A 15,504-nucleotide genomic window follows, 5' to 3' on the forward strand; every position below is an offset into this window, starting at 1 on the left:
GCTCTTTGTAAGATTAAATTTTGGTTCAATGCGATAAAAATACGCTCATCAAGTGCAATGGATGACGTTACTTCAAATACTTCTCCCAGTCAGCCACTTTCATGAATTGGGCCCGTTCAAATTGGTCCTTCATATCGAATGGTACGGTGCCATCAATCACTAGTTTAGAACTCATCCCACGGAAACGAATCGACTTTGGATCATATTGTGGGCGTTCCGATGGGTCCAACGGATGATTCCGCATGCCTGATAAGACCATCAAGTCCTGATCGGCTTGGAAACGGGTATTCATCGTCCAAATCACATCATTCATATCAAAAATATCAACATCTTCATCAACCAGGATAACAGTCTTCAATTCCTTAAAGGCTGAGAACGCAAGCAAGGCAGCTTGCCGTTGAATTCCTTCATCCGCTTCATTATCCTTGTGAATCTGCATGATGGTCATCAACTTACCACCACCAGCCGGCGGATTATAAACATTCGTCACTTTACCAGGAATGGCACGGTTAACCAATTGTAAGATACTAGCTTCAGTTGGAATTCCCGCCATGCTGACATGTTCTTCGGATGGTCCAATCACGCTTTGCATGATGGCATTCTTCCGATGAGTCACCGCCGTCACCTTAATCACTTGTAAAGCTGGGTTGGCGTCACCATCATAACCCGGGAATTCAGGCATCGCCTTGCCCGTATGCGTATTGATATCTTCCTGAATACGTTCGTTAGGCATAATGTACCCCTCAAGCGTATATTCAGAACGCGCAATCGCCTTTTCATCGACGGTCACCCCGTCAACTAATTGAACAGCTTGGTTCCGAATCGCACCAGCAACACCTAATTCGTTATAACCGAATGGCGTGGTCGGTGGTTCGAAAGTTGCACCAATCGTAATGGCTGGATCCAAACCAATATTAATTGTAATTGGCATTGGCTTGTTAGCTTTCTCATACTCTTCCGCAAACGCACCAATGTGCCGACCGCCAGGCATGATATAAATCCCTAACTTATCCTTATCTTCAAGGACCATTCGGTGAATCGTCACATCACTCTTAGACTTGTCCATGCTTGAGCCAAACACCACACCGACCGTAATATATGGTCCAGCATCTTGGGGCGTATTCGTTGGTGCTGCCACTAACTTACGAATATCAAAGCCTTCATCCGTCGCTTTATAAACGACATCGTGAGCTGGCGCATCCGCTTCAGCAACCGTTTCTGGCGCCACTGGATTAGAGACTGCTTCGTTCAAGTATTGCCCTAACGTCTGATAATCGTGGTGGAACATCTTACCAACGCGCCGGCGACTCGCCATCAATCCAGTCAAGACCCGCGTATCAGGAAACCCCTTAACGTTGTTAAACATCATTGCTGGACCCTCTTGCGTTGGCCGTTGAACGGTCCCACCAGCACCGATATACCGATAAACACCAGAAAGTTCCGCATTTGGATCAACTTCAACGTCGGTTTCATGATAGTTCTTCGGATCATCTTTGATCTCATCAAGCACGCGACGCAAATCCCATGGTTGTTCTGCCATTTCATTCATCTCCCTTAAAGTTTACAAGACCATCATACGGCCACTCGTAAGCGGGTTCAATTCGGATTGCGCAGATATGTTATTCGTGAATGGAATAATACAACTAAACGCATTAGGTCGATGATTGTTATGTATTAATTATGATTGAAACGTGCCAAGTTTAGATTGTTATTCGTCAGCCGGTGCGCGTCCTATTCCGACCTCCGGGGCTGGGTGACAATTGCTGGAACGTAGCCGACGTCGATTTGAGCTAACGCCCAACCCGCGTCATCTCAAATACGAGTCTTATTCTAAGCCGGAAGTACCCCACTTCCGACTAAGAATAATTTGGCTACTGAGCATTGTCCACCCAGCCCCTCCGGTCGGGAAGTCGCTCGAATGGCTAATGAACGACCACCGAACTCGGTACAATTTGTTGTTCGCTATTTGATACTGGAACTTTAAACAAAGCGTTAGGTGTATTAAGCCCTCTGTCAAGAGCTTAAATCTTACTACACCAATTCAGGATTAGTGAGCTATCTCAATATCATTTTCACCCTGACAGTTGATTGACAAAGTTATTGTTTATGAAAAACAATGACGAATTCACCAAAAGTTGGGTACGCACATGTCCGCCATTCGAACACTGTTCCGACTGGAAGGCGTTTCAGCCAATGCTCAGCGGTGAAATTCCACTTAGCAAGCGTCCTTGGCTTGGTTAGTGGAAGACCAGTATTTAAGACGTGGGTTGCGGCTTAAATCTGTGTCCACCGCGTTCCAGCAATTGGCAGAAATGCCTGGAAGTCGGCGTAAGACGCGCCAACTAAGCAATTTTACGCTAACTCGAACTTTTTCCAGCGGGCCTAAGCTGGCTGCTTTTGACTTTGGAAATCAGCACGTTTCAATCATAATTCATGACTAACGAACCGGCACAGCATTTAGCCGAGTCGTATTTTTAATGCGTGACATGTCGTTTATTGTGCAAACTGGGGCATTACTAAATAAATACGCCGTGTAAACATTGATAAACAGTTTAATCATGTTTATACTTTAAAATATGTTAATAATTTTTAGACTTTCTTAAGTTATTAACGATGATTAGTCATCAATAGCCTTATTCATCGATTAGCACTTATTATTCATATTCAAGTGACACGTCTTATTCAGAATTTTAACTCGATTGATAGTAGCGGCTATTTACTGTGAAGACTCCAGTAAATAGTTTTTTATTGTCGACTAATCAATCTATTTTTGGAGGAGCATCGGGGAATGTATAAACAGCACCAATTTTTTAAAGCCGCTGACGATCGTCGCGGCCAAGCATCGTTTTGTCCTAACTGTGGGCAAGCGGTGGCCGCAACGGATGAATTTTGTCCTAATTGCGGTTTTAAGTTGCACGCAACCACTGATCAGCCATCGCCATCAGTAAACACCGCGCAGTCAACAACAAGTTCGACGCGCAAGGTTCGACAACAACCCCAACGCCATATGCCAACTTGGGGTTGGGGTCTGATTGCCGTTATCGTTGTCATTCTGATTGGCGGCTATCTGTATGGACAGAATTATTATCAGCCGCTCAATCAGCTCGACCGTGACTTAACCGCACTCAAGACTGGAAAAGGTTTAGCGAAGCAAGTAACTAGCACTGACCTATCACTCAAGATTACAAATGATAGCGTCAAGCCGATGGTCACTTACTTTAAAAACAATCGAAAATCATTAGCATCACTGGCTAGTTCGCTTAAAAGTCGTTCTGCGACTAATGATTACGGTATTCAGTTCGTTAAAACAGGTAAATCCTGGTTGTTTTTCGATAAGTATCAACTACAAGTCACTTCTGTTTATGCCACACTGGCGACGAACCACCGTAACGTTGCACTCAGCGTTAATGGTAAGCACGTCGCAACATCTAATAAAGCAACTTACGAGCATAAAATCGGGCCGTATGTTCCTGGTTCATACACCTTGACTGCCAAGGGAACGGTTAGCGGCCATCAGATTACCAATAAGGGCACCTATTACCTCCGGGCAAACGGCCAAACTTACGACTTGGATTTACGTACAATTTCCTTCACCGTTAATGGTACACCGAATACCACCGTTTATATCAATGGCGAAAATGAAGGAACGATTAACAGCAGTGGCACACTGGCGCTGAATGATATTCCCTGGTCTAATCGCATGATGTTGACTGGTAAATACAAAGCCGGTTCACAAACATTGACCGCCAAACAAACTAACGTTAGTGACGCTGAGGGTCAAGACGTGGACCTCAAATTTGCCGGTGTGATGAGTAAAGATACTGCCTCGGACTACCTGAACGGTATCTTCACCGCTGTCAGCAGTTATACGTCCACCGGTGACCTATCGGATGCTTCGGATTACGATGACCGCACTTTGGACGACTACTTCGTCAACGGTACCGATAACACGGACTACAAAGAACTGGTCCAAATGGCGAAGGGCTACTACGACAATGATGACGTCCTCGATGTCACCTATGAGCCGACTGTCTTATCAACGGTTCCAGCAGCTAAACAACAAAGCCAGATCACTTATGACGTCAAATATGACTTTACCAACTCTGAAGATGAACGCATTCAGGTCTTTCGTTACACCGCGACGGTCGAGAAAACCGGAGGGCACTACAAGATTGTTAAAATCACGCCGGCCCAAAAAATTCGGTCGTACACTAAATCCGATGATTCTGATGATTAATGAAGGAGAATTTAACTTATGAAAAAATGTCCCAACTGCGGCACTGAGATTGCTGCCAATGCAAAGTTCTGTACCCACTGTGGTTACGATCTAACCAAAGCGACACCGGCCTCGGCAACGGCCAACGCCACTTCAGCCACAGCTACCCAAACAACGACTGCAACGACGCAAGCAGCTGTCCATACCAGCACAGCTTCAGCCAATCAACAACAATCGGCCAGCGCTGAAAAACAAACAGCATCACGTTCAGTAGCAGCTGCTGATACGACACGGACGGCTACTAACCAACAAGTCCAACAGCTGCAATCATCTGCTAAGAATTATTTTAGTTGGCTCTTGGCTAGCTGGAAAAATCCTAGCTGTGAAGTCCGAACTGAAAGTTATTTTAGTTACATTTCCTTTGTCATTGAAGCACTATTCATGACGTTGGCCGCTGTAACCATTAGCAATAAGTTTCTGACCACTGCCAATGACAGTCAAAGCTATTTCCACATTAGTAAATTAGCTTTTTCCACCGACTTAAAGATTTTCTTATGTCTCCTAATCAGCATGTGCTTCTACCTGGCTGTCGGCTATGTCACTTGCTTACTTGGAAGTCGTGGGACCAAAGTCGGCTTTACGACCTATATGAAACGCTTCGGTCAGTTAACCAATTACGCAATTATTGTGAACCTATTATTATGGTTTGCTTCGTCCCTAGTTAACTTCAGTGTTGATAACTTCTTTACCATTGCGGCTAGCTTCAGATGGTCGATTATCCTGTTGAGTGTCAGTGTCCTTGTCTGGCAATTAGGTTTGATCTTCGTCATTAACAAGTCGGTGACCCAACCATTAATTAGCCGCGTCTACCTAGCCCTTATTGCGGTTCTAGTCGTTAGCCTGCTGTTCTACTTTATGGATAAAATTATTCTGCAGGATTTACAGACTGCACTTCTCAGTCACGCAACTGACTTTGCCAATCAAATTGGTAACTTGTTCGGTAGTCAATACTAGTTGTTCGAAGGTATCACAAATAAAGCCTCGTAAATTAACGCTTATGATAATGCGTTAATTTACGAGGCTTTTTATATTCATTAGATTGAGCAAATTAATTTGTAACCGATAACAGGGTGCTACTCGAATAGTGTCCGCTTGAGCTGACGGCTAACACCGTAACCCACCAGAATAATCGTTATTAACCATCCGGCCGTCACTAGTGCTTTCCCGATTGCGATGATTCGGCGCATCGTCCCACCTCCAAAATGAGTCGCTGGTTCAGCCATTACGCACTCAACCGATGACTGACCGATAGTAACTCACTAACCAATAAGTTTTCAGTTGGCGTCAAGCGCAACTGTTTAGTAAAAATATTATAAGTCACGTCATTCGTTAACCGCTTAATTAGCGCATGATCAAGCTGGGGCGCCTGTTTCAATTGTTGGTGTGCCTTCAATAGTGCTGCCCGAATTTCTTGATTCGCCGCAGTTGGTGCTAATTCTTGATATAAATCTTGAATGATTCCCTGTACTTCACTTTTCACGTTGCACACCTTACTTTCAGAAAACTAACTACTCTTAGTATAGGCGTCTTCCGGTAAAAGATTAAGGTTATTTTCATTGAACATTAAACTAATTTGTCAGCACCGCCTTTAAACTCACCAACGTTAACTAACCTAACATTATATTAACTGGCGTAAGTCATCATTTAAACGCGGCCAGTGCTAATTGGATCGCGGTAGCGCGCACATCGCCGCTAAAGCGATGGTCACCGTCCTGAACCCAATGCAACTGACTGTGCTGATAGACCTCATGATACTTTTCAGAAGCCTGTGGCGAGACCACCGTGTCGGCCGTACCGTGAATCAATGTCACCGAACCGGAATACTGCTGAGCTACCTCATAAATCGGCAACTGTTGCGCGGTCCGCAAATAAAAGCCACCAACTTTAAGGCCATCACGAATATTCAAATAGGCCGGAATATGTTGTGGATCATAGGTCGCACCTTGCAGAACACCTTGTTGCGCATCGGACTTTAACGTTGCGGCCGGCGCCATCAAGATCAGTTTGTCGACCACGTCTGGATAATATCCTGCTAACATGCTGGCTACCACCCCGCCTTGCGAATGCCCTGCCAAGACAATGTGGTCATAATGTAAGGTCAACGCTTCATCTAAAACTGCTTTAGCGTCCGCAATCTCATTAATCACTGTCATATCTTGAAACCGACCTTCACTACGGCCATGACCATTGAAGTCAAAACGCAGAACTGCCAAGCCGTGAGCAACTAATGCCTGCGCCAATTGCGGCACAAATTGGGTCGTATCATATCCCATATCGGCCGTAAACCCATGCATTAAGATGACTAGCGTTGAGCTCGGTGCCGCCGGAGTCTCCAACCTTGCCTGTAACGCCAACCCATCCCGTTTAATCTTAAATTCCATCGATGTCATCTCACTTATTCATTATTCACACCTTTAATATAGTGGATTTACGTCCCATTTCATAGTCCTGAGCACTCACCCTATCCTGAACAAACAGCTAACACTATACAAAAAACCTGTTTCCATGGCCTTCACATCAGTCATAGAAACAGGCTCTTAATATCGGCTGGACATCAAACGATTTCCAACTGTAGCTGCTGCGATTCGACCCACTTTGCCACAACTAGAATGCGGTACAGCACGATTGAAATAACTGCTGGCATCAGCACCCCAGTCAAGAGATAGACCATAAAACTGTTAAAGTTCGTCGATGCTAACGAAATCGGTGCAATTAACGAATTCAATCCTAAGCCGGCCAGCTTGTAACTGGTTGAAAAATGAAAGGCAATCGTCGCTACCGGGGCGGCAATAACCGCAGCAACCATTGGTGGAATCGCTAACCGTGGATTCACCAGCAAGTTTGGAAATTGGACTTTAGGCGTGATAATCCCCTGCGCGATATTGGCCCCCAAGTTATTTTGGCGAAAAGACATAATCGTAAAGCCCACGAACTGGGCGGTTGTTCCAATTAAGGCCGCACCCGATGAGACGGGATCTAACATGACCGCCACCGCCAATGCGGCCGAAGACGCAGGTGTCATTAAAAATAACGCCCAGGCAAGTGAAACGGCCATCGAACCGATCAACGGGTTGACCTTCATTGAAGTCGCGATGAACTTGCTCAGCCAGACCAACGCGGGCGTCGTTACGGCTGCTAACCCGAGACCAACCACCGCACCGACAAAAGTGGCCGCTAACGGGACCAACATCATATCAAGCGGCGTCTTACCAGTTAAATAATTACCGATCAGAACCGCGACTAACCCAGCCGCAACGGCCGAAATCGGTTGACCGGTGGTAAAAATCGAGCTCTGAGCTGCTTGGGCCAACGTATGCCCCGTCGCTGTGACGCCGTTAGTTGCGGACTGAGAGAAAAAGACAGCGTTCGCCCCGATCGTCGACGAAATCATGGCGCTAAACGTAACTAACGTGTTGCTGTTGAGCATCGTGGCAATCGCGACTCCAAATGCCGGTCCCAATAACACTTGCGCAATCGCACCGACTTGGTATAATGCCGTCCAGTGAACAAAATTCGCGAGTGACTGCAATAACAATCCAATCCCTAAACAAACTAAAATAGCATTAGAAACACCTGCCGAAACTTTATAAACGTAATCCATGGTACTCATCTTATGTGTCGCGGTAGCCGCGGTCGTAGTTGCTTCCATATGTAGGCCTCCATTTAAATTAATAAGAATATGATTAGATAAAAATGAGAATAGCTACATTTAACCACGTGTTTTGAAAATTGTCAACGTATTTTCATCACATTATCGTTGCCAACTAAACGAAAAGACCAGCCAGGCACGATGCCCTCGCTGGTCGCTTTCACTCATCGTATTCAAATCATTGGCACAAGCCATCAATCCAGGAAAATAAATCGCCTAAATCATAGTCACCACTGTGGGGAATATCCCACGGTAGCGCAAAATCAATGCCATAACCATGATTTTCTAACATTATTGCTAGAATAATCGGGATTGCAAAACTCGTATCTCGGTCGGCCGCACCGTGGCGAATCCGCCAGTGCTTAGCAACTTGTGACGAAGTTGTCGTTAAGTAACTGAGCGGATTAATCGCCTGAATCAGCTCAGCGTCCGCTAGTTGTGCAGTCACCGTACTTCGCGTCTGTGCCAAGGCCGTAAAGTGCTTGGCTTTCGCCGTTGCATCGCCAAATAAATTATTCTCTGGACTCGTCAAATCTAATTGGTCAAACGCCGGGACGGCTTTCATGCGAGTTAACGACTTCAAATAAGCTGATAAATCCAAGTCCGTCACCTGATTTCCAGTAACGGCAAAGCCTGCGTACTTATGAATATCCGTCCCTTGATCGAATGCCGTCTGAGCAGATGATATCAATAATTGGCGAACAACATCACGAAATGAACCCATTCCCGCCTCATTAAGCGTCAAGTGCGTCCCGTCACTGGCCGTGAGTTTCAACTGGTTCAAGTAAGTACTGAACTGGGCTTTTAACGCCAACGAAAGGGCCTGTTCTTCAACTGTGAGCTGACCACTAACCGGTTCAAATTTTGGTCGCCCATTCTTGGTCGTCCCCGCAACAGGCTGATAACGGTGCCAGTCATTAATACCATTAAACTGCCACTCGTAGGCCATGTCTGCGTGTTCCAGATTATGAATCGGGCAGTAAGCTGACACCGCAAAGATATCGTCAGTCGCCGGTGCTGCCCCGAGCGCAGTTAAGGCTGGTTCAAAATAAGCCGAATTGCCACTCGCACCCGCTAAAGCCGAAGTGGCACCCCCAGCACTCGTTCCATTCGTGATGATCCGGTTCGCGTCACCTGGCAGCCGGCCCTGATTATACTTAACGTAACGGATTGCCGCCTTCATATCTACGATAAAAGCCGGCGCTTGCCCGACCCGTTGCCCAGACTTATCAACCGTCGTACGACCGCGAATTCCAGCGGCCACCACAACGTAACCGCGTTTAAGTGCCTGTTGAATCGTCCCTGCATTCGTCGGCCAAGTGACACGTTGCGGATCATCCGCCGGTCCTGGCAAATAACCGCCGACCGTATTCGGCATCAGAATTGGCGCCGTTGCCCGCTGATAACCATTGACTGAACTGCCATGCAAGTATGCGGCTGGTACAAAAACGTTTAGGACCTGAATCGCTGCGACTGGATGCTGAACGTACTGAATATTACGGGCAGCATAATATTGAATAGCCTGCCCGGCAACTTGGACCTGTTCCGGCACCAGCCAGTCAGCATCAAAAATCAATCGGTTACTCATCTTGTGACCTCCATTTCTATCTATTCGTTACTTTACCCCCATTATCCAGTTAAAATCAAATCGAATTGCGCAACCAGTTATGCCAATTGCGACTAATAACGATTAACGTAGTCAGCAGCCGCTTGTGAACCCGTCGTAAACTAATGTTGCCGTGCGTTAACCAGTGAGCCCTTCTAACGACCATGGTCGCCATTGCTAACTAATCTAACTATTTCAAGTTAGCTATTAAATGACCGCTAACTAAAAACGGCTTTCTGAATTAACAGAAGGCCGTTTTAAAAAATAACATTATATGTGCATCATTTTAGGGCTATCAGTTAGCCTTAAAACCAATGACGGATAAGTGCACCGGCACCTAGCGTTAATACACCTAACAAAATGCCGACTGAACGAAGCGCTTGACTGTCCATCTTAGCTTCGTTAGTTTGTGGCAATTTAGCAACTTGGTTAGGCGTTGATGGGGTCAACGCGTCACTTTCAGATACCGTTGTCTTAGCACTAGACTTTTTAGTATCCGCTGCTGGCGTTTGATCAGCACCATCTTGGCCCGTCGTTGTGTTAGCGGGCGTACTCGTAAAGACACTCGAAGTTGAATCTTTCAATGGTTTTGACGAATTAGTACTGTTGGAAGTCGTACTCCCATCGTAGTTACTATCGAACCCACCATCAACATCGATGGTCCCAGTATCTTCATCGATATCTGGATAAACCGCCGTATTATCTTCGGGATCTTCAATGTCACCAGTCTGGTGGCCATTGTCTGGTTCCGTAGTCGTATTGTCAGAACTCTCAGAACTAGTATTTACATCACTCGAGCTTTCAGAACCGGAGTGGTCGGAACTGGAGTCCACAGCGCTCGAACTTTCCGAACTAGAGTGGTCGGAACTGGAGTCCACAGCGCTCGAACTTTCCGAACTAGAATGGTCGGAACTGGAATCCACAGCGCTCGAACTTTCTGAGCTAGAATGGTCGGAACTGGAGTCCACAGCGCTTGAACTTTCCGAACTAGAGTGGTCGGAACTGGAGTCCACAGCGCTCGAGCTTTCCGAACTAGAATGGTCGGAACTGGAATCGACGTCGCTCGAATTATTTGAGCTAGAATCGTCGGAACTGGAGTCCACAGCGCTTGAACTTTCTGAGCTAGAATGGTCGGAACTGGAATCGACGTCGCTCGAATTATTTGAGCTAGAACTGTTCGAACTCGAGCTGGAACTTAAGTCGCCAGTACCGCTCCCACCGTTAACGACTTTTTCGTAGACCTTACCGTTAGCTTCTTCGCTGTTCTTGCCACCGGACGTACCGCCGCCCCATTCCATTACAGCTTTATTTTTAAAATGATAATTTTGATCAATTAATTCTGTATCCGTAATTTTAGTATAGTAATCGATGACAACTAGGTTGCTGACTGTATCGTTGAATTTCAAGTCAAAACCATTATCGCTGTAGTTAACTTGATAAGCATCGTCACTAAGCTTATCACGCCGCTTGTAAGTGTTGGCACTCGACCATTCACCATTGTAGACTTCAATACCTTTGATCATTTGCTGATGATCACCAATGGTATCGGCAATCGATAAGTTTTTCATGGTAATTTCACGCCGATCAACAAGTAAGGTCCACTTAATCGTGCCATTTTCTTTATCAATGGTGCCTTTTTTAGACATATTAGCTTCATTAGCAACCATATTGATCACTGATGTATCTTGACCGTCTTGGGTATCAAACACAACGTCTTGTTCCCCTAAGTCATCATAACGGTACTTCATTCCCAGGTTAACATCAATCTTTACATTAGTTTTACCTTCAATCGCCGAATTCATGGTCAGTACGACCTGACCATCCCCGCCGACGACACCCGTACCAATCACAGTACCAGTCACAGCATCAGTCACATCAAAAGTAGCCCCAACGGTCCGTGGTTCCAAATTAGCTGGCATATCAATAGTGACTGTGTCCCCAGCTTTGAAAGCCGTATCCCCAAAACTCATTTGATACTGAATTTGAATGGTATCAGCGTGCTTAAAATCAGGACCATTGATGACCGATGCGGCAGTTGTGTAATCCTTCGCATGATAATTAGTTGCGGCTTGGGCCCCTAGTGGCTGACTAAATAGTAGTAAAATTGCAAAACTTACTAACCCAAGTAGCCAGAATAGTCCCCGCTTACTTAACTTCATAAAAAAATCCCCCTCGTAACATAATATCCTTCATCGAAAAGTATACGCTAGCAAGATGGATTTTCAATAGAATTTGTGAATAAAACGATTAATATGTTCATATATTGTTTGGTCCCCATCTATACCAATCAATGCTCACTTAGAGACAAACTGATTGGCGCGTGTCGCTGCAAATTGCAAAATAGTTACCCCGACAATCATTATCGCCCCAATCAGTCCGACCCAGTTAAAGTGAACGTGCAAAAATAAGACGCTTAAAATGGTTGCTGCTAGGGGTTCAATAGCTCCCAGAACACTAGCAGTCGTTGGTAGGATGTATTCCAAGCTCTGTAAAAAGAACAAGTAGGCCAGCATCGTGCCAAAAATCACGACGAAGCCGACTTGCCCCCACGCCACCCAGGTTAGCTGTGGCGAATGGTGCCAAGCACCTGTTCCGACTAGCACCAAGCCACCACCAATCAGCATTGACCAACCAACAATGGGTGTGGCGCCATACACTTTTAATAATTTTGTTGGCATTAATGTGTAGATGGTTGCACCAACCGCGGCCAACAATCCCCAGATAATTGCAATTACTGGCAAAGCCAGCGAGTCAGTGTGCCCCTCCGTGACGATTAGAACCGTCCCAGCGATTGCGGAGACCACAGAAATGACATCCACTTTCCCTGGAAGCTGCCAAGTCGTGGCGGTGATAAAGATAATAATCATCACCGGTGACAAGAATTGCAAAATTGCGGCCATCGCCGCATTACCAGTACTGATTGCCATAAAATAAGTCAATTGAACGCCAGCCATCCCGAACAGGCTGAACACAATCAGACGCACCGTTGCCCGCCAGTCATGAAACACGGCCATGACCGGTAACCGGCGACTAAATCCATATAAAATTAACAGACCTCCAGATACTAGCATCCGCACCGCCACTAACCACAACGGCGAAATCGTTGTGGTGTCAAATAGATGTTGTGCCACCGTTCCCGAGCTTCCCCACAAAAAAGGCCCGGCACTGGCTAATAACAGTCCCACCGTTTTCTTTTGCATTTAACCACCTCCAAAAGCACTAGCCTTAGTCTAACAAGCACCAATTAACTTTCCAATGGTCTTTTCAAATTCAACTTAGACAGTCCGACTGACAAACCTGCCATCACACCACTTTAAGCACCTTATGATAAATTTCATAATTGACACTGTAATGGTGGTAAGCTAATCTTATAGCGGGGTATGGAGGTGCCAAATGAAACATCAAAAATTAATTTATTGGTTGGTCGGAATCTTTGCTGTCGTCTTCATTGGTGGCGCATTAATCATTCCAACACCAACCATTAAGCAACAGGTTGTCAGTATTGGCAACGCCATTACGGGGAATACTAAAACTAAGGGCGCTACACACGCCGTTTCGGATAGTGCCCTTGGTGAAAAATATCAATTATCCACTAGTGAAATTCACGTCCTGCGCAAACTTAAAGTGACGGGGATCGGTGATTCAATCATGGTCCGCACCACGAGTGACTTAAAACAAATCTTTGACCATTTTAACGTTAACGCCAAGGTTGGTCGCCAAGTGTCGGAAGCACCAGCCGTCATTAGCCAATTAAAAGCTGATAATGCAATTCAGAAAAACGTGCTGATCAACTTGGGGACGAACGGTCCAACGAGTGCCGCCGAAATCGATGGGATCATTGATCAGATTGGCAGCAACCACCAGATTTACTGGGTCAACACCCGCGTTCCAGGCAAAGATTGGCAAGACCCTAACAATCAATTGATTGCCGCGGCCGCTAAAAAATATAACAATGTGCATCTCATTGATTGGCTATACGTTGCGCAAGACAACGACAACTGGTTTGTCAAAGATAATTTACATCCCAACAGTCTTGGTGAACGTGAATATACCGCAACAGTCGGTCAGACAATGGCTAAAACAGCAACACCATAGCCACTTTATTTTTAGACGAGGGTTCTGATTACTTGCATTACCCGTACAGCAGATTAGCCCAACTAATTATGCTAACAATAACGTAAAAAAGCCGGAACACCAGTAATTAACAGGTGTTCCGGTTTTTAATATTGGTCACGTCAAAAATTCAACAGTTATCCTAACATCACTTACTCAGTCAGTAAGCGATGGGCGTTATCGTAAAAGATCGCTTGTTTCTGCTCATTTGTTAATAGATCAGTCGTTGTTAAAGCGTGACCTAATTGCCGCGAGCCATCTAACGGCGTATATGGAATATCACTCCCGTAAAGTAGGTGCTCAGGCTGAGCCAAGCTCATTAAAGTTGGCAACTGCCGTGGTAGCACGGCTCCAGCTACGTCAAAATAAACATGGTGCATCACATCATAAACATCCACCTGATAAACCTTCTGCGCATATTGTGCGATTCGATCATCAACAATTCCCAAAAAAGCACCAGCATGCGGTATAATCACCTTGATATTAGGATATTTTTCAAAGAAGTGATACTTCAACATATTAATAAACGTCATCGTGGTATCCATAAAAAATCCCAACAACGGCACTGGTAAATCAATATCAACGTTTTTAGGCAAGATTGCTGGTTCATTTGGATGCAAAGCCACAATCGCTTGGCGAGCATCTAGTTCTTGGTAGACCCGTTCCAAGACTGGTGATCCAAAGTAAAGTCCACGTGAGTTGGTTGGCACTGTGACGCCTAAAGCACCATCCTGGTCCAAAGCCTGTTGCACCGTTTTGACAGCATCCAGTTCATAAGGGATTGGTAGACTCGCCAAGTATCCTAATTGATCTGGATATTGCTGGGCCAAGCTTTTACCATCGTCGTTAGCCGCTTCAACTAAGCGTATGGTTTCCGCCTTATCACCGAAGTTCACGTGTGGGGATGATAGCGATAAAATCGAGTAACTAATATCATTATCACGTATAAAGTTAAGCGTAAGCTGTGGTGTCCACTCAGGTGTCGGCCAGCCATCAGGATCACCTGGAACATGACGCTTTAGTGCCTCAACGTAACTCGTTGGTAAATAGTGGGTATGAAAATCAATTTTTGACATTAGCTGCACCTCGTTTTTTAGAATAACCATAGTCTAAGACCAAACGAGTGCGTTGGAAATGTACAATTGATGTCAAATTGACCATTTACAGGAGGTGACATGATGACAACTAACTATCCGCTTGCCGTACAGAAAATGTTCGCAACTGTCCCAACACTACTGACAGCGACACCCATCTTTAAATTGACTGTCACCATGGTCGTCAAAGCAGCCCACGTTAGTCGTGGGAGTTTTTACAGTCACTTTCAAGATATTTACGACTTCATTCACGCTTTCGAACATGCTTTAATCGAACAAGCAACCGTTTCAAAGCAAGTCCTTAACCAAGGGATTCAAGCTGCCTTGGTTCATCCTGACCCGCGGAATGCTTATCCAACCTATCTGGAATTAACAACGAATATCAACACCCAATTAGCTAGTTTTCAGGCCTTGCTTGGCCCCCATGGTGATCCACAGTTTCTTGATCAGTTTCAGGCCGGTCTCATTGATAATTTACTCGCCACTACTGAGCAGGCGCCCTTAAATCATCAATATTTCCAGTCGATTCCGGCTGACTACGCCATGCCAATCTACTTTAGTGGCGTGCTGGCAATTATTCAGCACTGGCTGACCAAGGCCCATCCGGAGCCACCTGAAGTAGTTGCCAACATTATCGTTCAGAGCCGCTACACCGCAGCTTACCATCTCTTTTCCGATCGTCCGCTTGGGGCCGATAATAACTAGAAACCAAACTAAAAACTGGTCATAATCCCATAATTGTGGATTACGACCAGCTTTTAGTCAC

The 15,504-nt window shown here is 45.5% G+C and carries 13 protein-coding genes; 4 read left to right on the top strand and 9 right to left on the bottom strand.

The genetic code is table 11. From position 1 onward, the window contains the following. Positions 1 to 67: 67 nt before the first annotated feature. Complete coding sequence (locus MZO41_RS10160) at positions 68 to 1,540, bottom strand: UbiD family decarboxylase (RefSeq protein WP_003644796.1); 1,473 nt, start codon at positions 1,538 to 1,540, stop codon at positions 68 to 70. 1,248 nt (positions 1,541 to 2,788) lie between these two features. On the opposite strand from MZO41_RS10160, the gene MZO41_RS10165 reads away from it, so the two are divergent. Both MZO41_RS10165 and MZO41_RS10170 read left to right on the top strand, forming a co-directional pair. After that, entirely contained in the window at positions 2,789 to 4,237 is a 1,449-nt protein-coding gene (locus MZO41_RS10165) for a zinc ribbon domain-containing protein (protein WP_013355897.1), read from the top strand. A gap of 18 nt (positions 4,238 to 4,255) precedes the next feature. Continuing rightward, positions 4,256 to 5,230 (top strand): zinc ribbon domain-containing protein, encoded by a 975-nt coding sequence (locus tag MZO41_RS10170; RefSeq protein WP_013355898.1) that lies wholly within the window; start codon positions 4,256 to 4,258, stop codon positions 5,228 to 5,230. Between the two features lie 119 nt (positions 5,231 to 5,349). Here MZO41_RS10170 and MZO41_RS10175 read toward each other — a convergent pair whose 3' ends face one another. The 7 genes from MZO41_RS10175 to MZO41_RS10205 all read right to left on the bottom strand — a co-directional run bounded on the left by MZO41_RS10175 (position 5,350) and on the right by MZO41_RS10205 (position 12,731). Beyond that, positions 5,350 to 5,499 (bottom strand): hypothetical protein, encoded by a 150-nt coding sequence (locus MZO41_RS10175; protein ID WP_003642218.1) that lies wholly within the window; start codon positions 5,497 to 5,499, stop codon positions 5,350 to 5,352. Then, entirely contained in the window at positions 5,499 to 5,756 is a 258-nt protein-coding gene (locus MZO41_RS10180; RefSeq protein ID WP_003642219.1) for a bacteriocin immunity family protein, read from the bottom strand. The genes MZO41_RS10175 and MZO41_RS10180 overlap by 1 nt, the downstream gene beginning before the upstream one ends. Positions 5,757 to 5,916: 160 nt before the next feature. Continuing rightward, positions 5,917 to 6,657 carry an alpha/beta hydrolase gene (locus tag MZO41_RS10185; protein WP_003646039.1) on the bottom strand — a complete coding sequence of 247 codons (741 nt, stop codon included), beginning with the start codon at positions 6,655 to 6,657 and terminating at the stop codon, positions 5,917 to 5,919. Positions 6,658 to 6,830: 173 nt separating this feature from the next. Next, positions 6,831 to 7,925 carry a PTS sugar transporter subunit IIC gene (locus MZO41_RS10190; protein ID WP_058906781.1) on the bottom strand — a complete coding sequence of 365 codons (1,095 nt, stop codon included), beginning with the start codon at positions 7,923 to 7,925 and terminating at the stop codon, positions 6,831 to 6,833. A gap of 178 nt (positions 7,926 to 8,103) precedes the next feature. After that, entirely contained in the window at positions 8,104 to 9,513 is a 1,410-nt protein-coding gene (locus MZO41_RS10195; protein ID WP_003642222.1) for a subtype B tannase, read from the bottom strand. 323 nt (positions 9,514 to 9,836) lie between these two features. Beyond that, the gene (locus MZO41_RS10200; protein ID WP_003642224.1) at positions 9,837 to 11,690 is read right to left on the bottom strand and encodes a collagen binding domain-containing protein; all 1,854 of its coding nucleotides are present in this window, start codon (positions 11,688 to 11,690) and stop codon (positions 9,837 to 9,839) included. Positions 11,691 to 11,825: 135 nt separating this feature from the next. Beyond that, entirely contained in the window at positions 11,826 to 12,731 is a 906-nt protein-coding gene (locus tag MZO41_RS10205; RefSeq protein WP_003642225.1) for a DMT family transporter, read from the bottom strand. Between the two features lie 193 nt (positions 12,732 to 12,924). Between MZO41_RS10205 and MZO41_RS10210 the strand changes: the two genes are divergently transcribed. Then, positions 12,925 to 13,626, top strand: a complete 702-nt coding sequence (locus tag MZO41_RS10210; RefSeq protein ID WP_003642226.1) for an SGNH/GDSL hydrolase family protein — start codon at positions 12,925 to 12,927, stop codon at positions 13,624 to 13,626. 170 nt (positions 13,627 to 13,796) lie between these two features. Here MZO41_RS10210 and MZO41_RS10215 read toward each other — a convergent pair whose 3' ends face one another. Continuing rightward, positions 13,797 to 14,720, bottom strand: coding sequence for an amidohydrolase family protein (locus MZO41_RS10215; protein ID WP_252129680.1), 924 nt, complete (start codon positions 14,718 to 14,720; stop codon positions 13,797 to 13,799). A 99-nt stretch (positions 14,721 to 14,819) separates the two neighbouring features. On the opposite strand from MZO41_RS10215, the gene MZO41_RS10220 reads away from it, so the two are divergent. After that, positions 14,820 to 15,443 (top strand): TetR/AcrR family transcriptional regulator, encoded by a 624-nt coding sequence (locus MZO41_RS10220; protein WP_003642228.1) that lies wholly within the window; start codon positions 14,820 to 14,822, stop codon positions 15,441 to 15,443. Positions 15,444 to 15,504 lie beyond the last annotated feature (61 nt).

This window comes from Lactiplantibacillus sp. C232 (genome assembly GCF_023806725.1).
Classification (GTDB): Bacteria; Bacillota; Bacilli; order Lactobacillales; family Lactobacillaceae; genus Lactiplantibacillus; species Lactiplantibacillus plantarum.

Bases quoted from the DNA above. Each gene is read 5' to 3' on its own strand.
- MZO41_RS10160 (WP_003644796.1), bottom strand. From the start codon at position 1,540: ATGGCAGAACAACCATGGGATTTGCGTCGCGTGCTTGATGAGATCAAA.
- MZO41_RS10165 (WP_013355897.1), top strand. From the start codon at position 2,789: ATGTATAAACAGCACCAATTTTTTAAAGCCGCTGACGATCGTCGCGGC.
- MZO41_RS10170 (WP_013355898.1), top strand. From the start codon at position 4,256: ATGAAAAAATGTCCCAACTGCGGCACTGAGATTGCTGCCAATGCAAAG.
- MZO41_RS10175 (WP_003642218.1), bottom strand. From the start codon at position 5,499: ATGGCTGAACCAGCGACTCATTTTGGAGGTGGGACGATGCGCCGAATC.
- MZO41_RS10185 (WP_003646039.1), bottom strand. From the start codon at position 6,657: ATGGAATTTAAGATTAAACGGGATGGGTTGGCGTTACAGGCAAGGTTG.
- MZO41_RS10190 (WP_058906781.1), bottom strand. From the start codon at position 7,925: ATGGAAGCAACTACGACCGCGGCTACCGCGACACATAAGATGAGTACC.
- MZO41_RS10195 (WP_003642222.1), bottom strand. From the start codon at position 9,513: ATGAGTAACCGATTGATTTTTGATGCTGACTGGCTGGTGCCGGAACAG.
- MZO41_RS10200 (WP_003642224.1), bottom strand. From the start codon at position 11,690: ATGAAGTTAAGTAAGCGGGGACTATTCTGGCTACTTGGGTTAGTAAGT.
- MZO41_RS10205 (WP_003642225.1), bottom strand. From the start codon at position 12,731: ATGCAAAAGAAAACGGTGGGACTGTTATTAGCCAGTGCCGGGCCTTTT.
- MZO41_RS10210 (WP_003642226.1), top strand. From the start codon at position 12,925: ATGAAACATCAAAAATTAATTTATTGGTTGGTCGGAATCTTTGCTGTC.
- MZO41_RS10215 (WP_252129680.1), bottom strand. From the start codon at position 14,720: ATGTCAAAAATTGATTTTCATACCCACTATTTACCAACGAGTTACGTT.
- MZO41_RS10220 (WP_003642228.1), top strand. From the start codon at position 14,820: ATGATGACAACTAACTATCCGCTTGCCGTACAGAAAATGTTCGCAACT.